This window comes from Nonomuraea turkmeniaca (assembly GCF_005889735.1).
Lineage (GTDB): Bacteria > Actinomycetota > Actinomycetes > Streptosporangiales > Streptosporangiaceae > Nonomuraea > Nonomuraea turkmeniaca.
In genome coordinates, this window is sequence record NZ_VCKY01000350.1 from 1 (window position 1) to 8,337 (window position 8,337).

An 8,337-nucleotide genomic window follows, 5' to 3' on the forward strand; every position below is an offset into this window, starting at 1 on the left:
GGAGAACATGTTCGCCCGGCACTCCATCCCGTACCAAGAGCTGGAAAGCTGGTTCTACGGGTTCTCCGTCTGGGACGGTGATCGTTGTCTGGACTGGGATCGTACGGTGGGCTTTCTGCGGGGGCTGGGAGTTCCGGTGCCGCCGGTGTTGTGGCGCGGCGTCTTCGATGAGCGGGTGCTGCGAGCGCTTCGGCTGGATACGGAGCGGCAGGAGGGGTACGTCGTCCGGACCGTTGACGGGTTCGGGCGGGAGGAGTTCGGCGGGCGGGTGGCCAAGTGGGTACGCCCGGCGCACGTGCGGACTGACACCCATTGGATGCATGCCACCGTCGTGACGAATGGCCTGGGGCCGGCCGCGGAGCTGTGGTCTGTGCGGTCGGGGGCGGATGCCGACGTGGCCGCTCTGCTGGCCTCGGTGGGCATCGTGGTCAAGGACCCGGCCGGAGGTGAGGCGGCGGGCATCCTCGCGCAGGCCGAGGTGGCGGGCAGGCTCGAGCTGATCGGGCGGTACGGGGATGCGCGGCTCGCGGGTGTGCTGGCCACGGCGCTGCACGCCATGCCCCGTGCCTGGCTGGCGGCTCGGTTGGCGGGGCCGCTGGGCATGCCGCTGGCGCGGCGGGTCGCGGACCTGGTCGGGTTGCATGCCGGCCTGCACCGGCCCTATCCGGATGAGGATCGGCGTGCCGGGCTCGTGCGCATGTCGTTCGCCGCCGATCTGGGAGTTCTGCATGCCGTCGCGGCGGCGGTGCTGGCGGGTCGGGCGGGCCGCGCGGATCACGCGGATCACGCGGATCATGCCGACTGCGCCGATCATGCCGATCACGCCGACTGCGCCGATCACGCCGACTGCGCCGGCCGCGCCGACTACACGGTCGATCAGGCTCGTGAGCAGGTCGAATGGTCGGCGTTGCATGCCGAGGACGCCGGGCTGCTCGGGCCCGACCCTCTCGGACCGTTGCGGGAGGGCCTGCGGAAGGCGCTCGCCGGTCTCGGCCCGGAGGCGGTGGACCGGTGCTGGGCGGAGGCGCGTGATGCCTGTGCGAGAGGGCGGATCGTGACGGTCGACGAGGCCGTGGCGGCGACCTGGCGATGGCGTTCCGGGCGGTTCCCGCGGCTGGTGCACCTGGTGGGGCCATCGGGCAGCGGCAAGAGCACGTTCGCGGCGGGCCTGCCCGGGATCGACGTACACCTGTCCCTGGACGACCTGCGCCAGGCCCGTGGCTCGCGGGCGGACCAGCGGGCCAACCAGCAGGTGCTCACGGAGGGCCTGGACCGGCTGGACACCGCGCTGTCCGCCGGCGGCACGGTGGTGTGGGACGCGACGTCGCTCAATCAGCGGCAGCGCTCACTGGTGCACGCCGTGGCGCGTCGCCGCGACGCGTTGACGACGCATGCGGTCATGCTGGTGGAGGAGGACGAGTTGCACCGGCGCAATGCGCGCCGCGCGCACCCGGTGCCGCCGGACGTTCTCACCGCGCAGGTCCGCCGGTTCGTCCCGCCGTACCCTGGCCAGGCCCATCGCACCTGGTACGTCGGGGCGTCCGGAACCATCGAGGATGCGGACGGGGGGCAGGATGCGTACCAGTGAGGAGATCTATCACCGGGTTCGCTGGGACCCGCGGTTCGATCCTTCGCGTTTCGTCCTGGGGGTCGGCCAGAGGGGCGCCGCGCCCAAGCGTGTCCCGCTGCCCGTGTTCGTCCCTGGGGGCGAGATTCCCTGGCACCGGGTGCTGTTCGTGGAGGCGGACGGCGAGCTGGTGTGGGACCGCGTCACCGGCTTGGACCGTGTCGACACCTGCGACGCCGGCCGGGCGCGGGAGCCGCGCCGCCTGCGGGCGCCGTTCTTCACGGCCAGGACGCCGCACGTCTGGGATCCGGTCGCCGGCTGGCGCCCCGGTTCCGGGGAGGCCGCGGCTGGGACGACGGCCGTTCGTGTCCTGACGTGGAACACGTTGTGGGACCGCTACGACAGCGGACACATCGACACCGCCCGGCGGCGGCCCCTGCTGGTGGCGGCCCTGGAGGAGGCCGACGCGGACGTCATCGCGCTGCAGGAGGTCGAGCCCGCGCTGCTGTCCATGTTGCTGTCGGCCCCGTGGGCACGCGCCCGCTACACCCTCGGCACCGACCCTGAGGGCGAGGACGTCGATGACGGCGGACTGCTGCTGCTCAGCCGGTTGCCGGTACGGGAGGCGGCCTGGCACGTGCTCGGCCCGCACAAGGCGGTATCCGCCATCGTCGTGGACACCGCCGACGGCCCGCTCACCGTCGCCGTCACCCATCTGACCAGCGACCACGCCGACGACGGCCAGGTCAGGAGGCGGGAAGAGCTGGCCCAGATCGCCGAAGGGCTGGCCGGGGTCGGTGGCGACCTGATCCTCGCGGGCGACTTCAACGACGGCACGGACGCGCCCGCATCGGTGCTCGGGTTCCGGGACGCCTGGACGGAAGCGTACGGACCCGACCAGACCCCCACCTTCGACCCGCACGCCAACCCGCTGGCGGCACTCGCCTCGTTGTCGGGGCGAGCCGCGCGGCTGGACCGCATCCTGCTCCGCGGCCGCCCGCGGGTCGTCTCCGCAGCCCTGAGAGGCGACACGCCGACCCCGGAAGGGCTGTACATCTCGGACCACTACGGGGTGGAGGCGGTGCTCGACCTCTCACAGGTCGCCGAGGTGCTCGATGCGCGGCCCAGTACGCGGACGGCGGTGGCCTGGGTGCCGCCGCGCGAGATGTGGCCGCCGATTCAGGACGTCCGCCGGAAGCACGATCCGCAATTCTATCGCTGGCCGCCGCACGTCAACCTGCTCTTCGGCTTCGTACCGGAGTCGGACTTCGAGTCGGCGGCGCCGTTGCTGGCCGCGGCGGCCGCCGAGATCGAGCCCTTCGCCGTACGGCTGGAAGGGGTGCGCACCTTCCGGCATCGGAACGACGTGACCGTCTGGCTCGACCCCGCCGCGGGCACAGGAGAGTGGATCCGCCTGCGGCAGGCGTTGGAACGGCGCTTTCCCCGTTGCAAGGGACGGGCAGGAGGGTTCACCCCTCACTTGACGTTGGGCCGCGCCAAGGATCGGCAAGGTTTCCCTGTCCGGCTTGACGGGATGACCGCACAGGTCGGCGACCTGGTAGTGCTGTCCCGCCGGGCAGACGAGCCCATGCGCCCGCGAGCGGTGATCACCTTGGGGAGCGGCGAGGTCCGGTGGCTGGACGAGACTGCCGAGCGATCATCCGAGACCGGCGCACCCGTACAGGCGGCGGAAACGCTGCAACGGGAAGCCCAGGCAGCAGGACAGGTCGCGCGGCGGCTGGCTGAGGCGCTGCGTCCAGGGATCGTGCACATCGTCGGATCCCGCCGCATGGGATGCGAACTCCCGGCGGCGGACCTGGACCTGGTGGCGGCGCTTCCCGGCGAAGCGGACATGACAGAGATCGAAGCGCTGGTACGAGCGGCGCTGCCCGACGCCGGTCGGCTGCGGCAGGTGATCGGCGCCAGGGTCCCGGGCCTGCGACTGTGCGTGGCGGACCTGGACGTCGATCTGACCGTGGTCGCCACCGGACCGATTCCGCCCTCTCAAGCACTGGTCCGCCGCGCCGAACTGGGCCAGGCCGCCGCGATCGCCATGAGCGCGGTCAGCGACGCCGACACCATACGCGCCGCCGTCGGCGCCGAGCACGCCCGTTTCGCCCGCCTGGCGAGGCAGGTCAAGGCATGGGCGCGAGCACGCGGCCTGGACTCGGCCCCGTTCGGCGGGCTGCCCGGTCTGGCCTGGACGGTGCTGGCGGCGCGCACCGCCCGCGAGAGCGGCGACCTCCCCGCCGACCGTCTGCTGGGGCACTTCTTCAGTACGTGGGCCGCCTGGAACTGGCGTGACCCGGTCACCCTCACACCCGCCGCCGTCTCAGCAGACCCGGCCCCGATGACGGTGATGACGCCCAGCGACCCCATGCGCAACTGCGCGCGACAGGTCTCAGCCGGGGGTGTGGATCTGATCACGCAGGAGCTCTACCGGGCATGGGAGCTCACGGAGACCGCCCGATTCCGCGAGTTGCCGGCGCCGCCTCCCCTTCACCGTCGCCATGCGGCCTGGGCTGTACTGACAGTGCGCTCCGACCGGGCCGAGGAGTTCGAAGCCGTGCTCGGCCGTGTCCGAGGCCGCATACTGGAATTGCTCGGCGCCTTGGAAAGGGCCGGAGTGCCGGACGCGCACGCCTGGCCCCGTCCCTTTGAGACGGGGGCGAGCTCAGCCCGGTACGCGATCGGGCTGGGAAGTACGCCGCTGGAGGCCGCCCAGCTCGCCGAGATCACCGGCCGATGGGGCAGAGGACTGTCCGAGATCACGATCGAACGCGCCGAATGCGGTGCCGTGCCCAGTCTGACCTGACAGCTGACCTAAGGGTATGTGCCGCCGGAGCCGCCTGATGTCGACCGGCCAACTGGGTGTCCGGCTGTTCAGTTTCCGCGCCAAGCTGTGAGCAGCTTTTCCGGTCCGTATGCTGCCTCGAGCCCGGAACAATTGACGCCGCTGCGGGAGACCGCGACCAGCGGTATGGGATCATCGGTGATCGCCGCCCGGTGCTTGTGCAGTGCGGCCAGATCGTGGCTGTCGAATGCTGAGTTCTCCAGCCACTTGATCGATCCGAGGAAGAGCAGTCGCTTGGCCACCGGCTGGCGGTCGGCACCGACCAGATCGATCTCGATGTCGTTGCCGCGGGTCCAGTAGCCGCCGATAGCCGGGGCGGCGGGAAGGCCGCCGTCGGGGAGGAGGCGGGCGAGGGATTCGCGGACGAGCGGCTCGACGGCCCGCCCTCGCCAACTCGTCCACTTCTCTTTGATCCGGCTCAAGGTCAGGTCGCCCCGCATCCGTTCGATCTCTGCCATGTGCGGGTCGAGGAAGGCCAGCCAGAAGCGCAGATACGGGTCGGCCACTCGGTAGCGGCGTTCCTTGGAGGGTCGCAGGGATACTGGTAGTTCGGCGGCGACCACGCGTTTGTCGGCCAGAACCTCGGTTGCCCGGGTGAGGGTGGTGTGTGCAATGCCGCCCGCGGCCCGGGCAATGTTGGTGAACGTACGCTCTCCACTCCCGATGGCCCGCAGTACTTCCCGGCTCATCGCCTGGGGCGGGAACTCTGCGGCCAGCGACCGCTCGGCCGATACCAGGAGCGCGGAGATGGGGTTGTCGAGCGAGTCGCGCAGGAACTCCCATAGTGAGGCATCCGGCCGCCACTCGGCGCAGATCAGCGGCAGTCCGCCGGTCACCAGGGCAGCATCGAAGGCCGCAGCCGGCTCCAGGCCGAGCATGTCGCCGATGTCAGCGGGATTCAGCGGCCCCAGGACCATCTCGGTCGCCCGCTGGTGGAAGGGCCGGTCGTAGCTGTTCAGAGCCTCCATCATCGATAGATCGGAACCGATCAGGAGGAGAAGCACCGGCTTACGGCTGAGCAGGCGGTCCCACGCCCGCTGCAGCATGCCCTCGAAGGCGTCAACCCTTTCCATGAGGTACGGGACTTCGTCGATCACGACCACGCTCGGGGTGTCGTCGGGCAGGATCTCCGCCAGGAGCCTGAAGGCTGCGTTCCACTGCCCCGGCGTCTCCTCCGCGAACAGGGACCGCTCCGGCAACGTGGAGGATGCGACGGCGTCCAGAAGTTCCGCCAACTCGTCCGCAGCAGATTCGCCTGCTGCGGTGAAGAAGACATAGGGGACCTCGGCCCTGCTGAGGAACTCCTCGACTAGGCTCGACTTGCCGACCCGTCGTCGGCCGCGCAACAGGACGCACTGGCCGGGCTTCTGAGAGCCGATCCCTTCACGGATCTTCTCGAATGCCGCGCCCAATACACGCAGCTCCCGTTCCCGCCCGATGAACCGACGCACTGCACCACCCGACCTGTCACCTGCGCAATAGTATCTAAGGAGATAGTATCGCGCGCGATACTATCTCGGCTAGGTGTATCGTCTGTAGCGCGAAGGCAAGAGCCGAGGGCTCCTCGGCGCACGGTAGTGCTGAGACCCGCCCGCTCAGCAAGGGTCCGGCTGAGACGAAACCGAGGCGGGGGACGTCAAGGCGAGGGCCCGGCCTGTGCCGCCGGGCCCTCGCCTTTCCCCTGGTAGGGCTTACTTGTACAGCTCCCCGTTCGGGCCGACGATCTTGCCGGACCACACGTTCTTGGCCGCGTTGTACACCGCGGCCGTCTCGCCGTCGAAGTACGGCGACGTGATGTAGTCCACGCGGTCGTTGCCGTCCTGGTCGGCGAACGTGCTGGTCACGCCGTTGACGTAGCCCAGGCGCTTCGAGTTGCTGTAGTTCAGGAGCCAGGAGCCGCCGTCGTAGCCGGGGGTCACGGCGCACTTGAGGCCGACGTGTTCCTGGATCTTGAGCCAGGGCGCGCCGACCGTCTTGGCGGTGGTCTTGCCGTAGCAGTGCTTCGGCGTGACGCCGCTGTACGGCCTGTCGCCGTCGGGGTGCCTGGCCGCCGGGTAGCCGAAGGCGTGCACCGGCTTGCCGGTGGGCTGGTTCCAGGCGAAGCCCTGGCCGCCGACGTTGTCGCCCAGACGCCCGGCGTCCTTGGACAGCAGGATGTAGTAGCGGCCGCCCCAGCGGCGCTTCGGGCCGGTGAAGCGCTCGTAGTCCCTGCGGTCCACCTGCTTGACGCCGTTGAAGAGGATGCCGTTGTAGACGGTGACGAACGCGTAGTCGCGGTCGTAGTCCTCGTACGTGTCGAAGTCGTAGTGGGTGAAGGCCTGCTTGCCCACGTAGATGCCCCAGTTGGCCTTGCCCTGGAAGTAACCGGGCACGAAGACCCAGTTGTCCATGAGCGCCTTGTTGCTGTCCGTGTCGTACACGCAGTGGCCGGCGGTGGCGACCAGGTTGCGGTAGTTCGACTGGATGGAGGTGGCCGAGCACCAGCGGAACTTACCGGCGCCGTCGACGAAGAAGACCTTGCCGACGGTCTTGGGGAGGTTGATGTTCTGGGCGCGGCCGGTGGACTTGGTCTCACCGGTGGGGGCCGTGGTGCCGGGCCGGCCGTCGGGGTCGGCGCCACCCTTGGAGACGACCTTCCGCACCTCGTTCGAGTCCCAGGTGTACTGCGTCGCGGCGCGAAGAGCGGCCCCGTTCGACGCCAGCCAGAAGGAGGCGACGGAGGCGGCTTCGGACGTGTTGCGGGCCATGGGGTCATGGGAGACGTCGGGCGCGGCCTGGGCGGTGCCGGTCAGACCGGCCGCGAGCAGACCGGTGACCAGAACGGCACCACCGGTGGGGAGAAGGATTCGCTTCAAGGTAACTCCAGGTTGCGCTGACCTGAGGCGTCTCATGCACCCCAAAACTCAGCAAAGCGCGAGCAAACAGTCAGCCGGGAACTTACTACCTTGACTTTGGTCATGGGAATTTCCGGTCCGGCGTGTCCACGTTCCAAACTGCGTCGTGACCGTTCTGAGACCAAGATCCGGGCTGATGACGGGGCGTGACCGCCCGGTTGCGTATGACTTACGTCACATTCCCCGGAGTGGTCTGTGCCGCGGCGCGTCGGTAGACCTCACCCGTGGCGCTGTCGAAGTATGGGGACGACACCGCGTCGTACGAGCCCTTGGCGTCTCTGTTCCAGGTCAGGCTGTTGACGCCGTTCAGGCTGCCGATCCTGCGGTCCTTGTCGTAGCCGATCACCCAGGGGCCGCCGCTCGCGCCGGGACTGAAGTCGCACGCTTGGAGCTGGACGCCCTTCTGCAGGTCGAGGCTGGGGGCCACGGTCCAGCGGGTCGGACCCTCGCGGCACACGCGCAGCTTCTTGCCGTTGTACGGGTGGGTGCCGTCGGGCTGGGCGCCGGCCGGATAGCCCCACGCGGCCACCGTGTACGTGGCCGGCTTCTTGTTCAGTTCGAGTCCCAGGCCGCCTACGTTGTCCTGGAGCCGGCCCACGTTCTCCATCACGTACTGGCCGTTCTTGGCCACCCAGGTGAAGCCGTGGTGCACGGTGACGAACGCGTAGTCGTAGTCGTAGTCGCCCTTGCCCGACCAGTCCTCGTGCATGCTGACCGACGAGCCCACGTAGATGCCGGCCGGCGTGTCGCCGTTGGCTCCGGGGTTGGGGACGAAGATCCAGAATTCGGCCGCCTTGGCCTGCCGCGGGTCGTACACGCAATGCCCGGCTGTCGAGACCACGCTGTGGTTCTTGGCCGCGATCGCGCTGGCCGAGCACCAGTACTCCTTGTCCCCGAACTTGAAGTAGACCTTGCCCATGGTGCTGGCCACCCGGCCCTTGCGCGGCATCGCCGGGGCGGCGGCCTGCGCGGTGGAGGCCCGCTTCGCGACTGAGGCGGCGGCGGGCGCGGCGGGGCCGGCC

Annotated in this window: 5 protein-coding genes; 2 read left to right on the forward strand and 3 right to left on the reverse strand. The window is 69.5% G+C overall.

Annotated elements, in window-relative coordinates:
* The coding region (locus tag ETD86_RS50575; RefSeq protein WP_138673759.1) for an AAA family ATPase at positions 1-1,588 on the forward strand (1,588 nt) is incomplete at its 5' end.
* Positions 1,575-4,382, forward strand: a complete 2,808-nt coding sequence (locus ETD86_RS50580; RefSeq protein ID WP_138673760.1) for a poly(A) polymerase — start codon at positions 1,575-1,577, stop codon at positions 4,380-4,382. The genes ETD86_RS50575 and ETD86_RS50580, both read left to right, overlap by 14 nt.
* A 68-nt stretch (positions 4,383-4,450) precedes the next feature.
* Here the strand turns inward: ETD86_RS50580 and ETD86_RS50585 are convergent, their stop codons facing one another.
* The 3 genes from ETD86_RS50585 to ETD86_RS50595 all read right to left on the reverse strand — a co-directional run.
* Entirely contained in the window at positions 4,451-5,872 is a 1,422-nt protein-coding gene (locus tag ETD86_RS50585; protein WP_138673761.1) for an ATP-binding protein, read from the reverse strand.
* A gap of 240 nt (positions 5,873-6,112) precedes the next feature.
* Positions 6,113-7,276: a trypsin-like serine peptidase gene (locus ETD86_RS50590; protein ID WP_138673762.1), complete on the reverse strand. Its 1,164-nt coding sequence runs from the start codon at positions 7,274-7,276 to the stop codon at positions 6,113-6,115.
* A 208-nt stretch (positions 7,277-7,484) separates the two neighbouring features.
* Positions 7,485-8,337 (reverse strand): trypsin-like serine peptidase (locus ETD86_RS50595; protein ID WP_138673763.1); only part of this gene is annotated, 853 nt, incomplete at its 5' end.

Bases quoted from the DNA above. Each gene is read 5' to 3' on its own strand.
- ETD86_RS50580 (WP_138673760.1), top strand. From the start codon at position 1,575: ATGCGTACCAGTGAGGAGATCTATCACCGGGTTCGCTGGGACCCGCGG.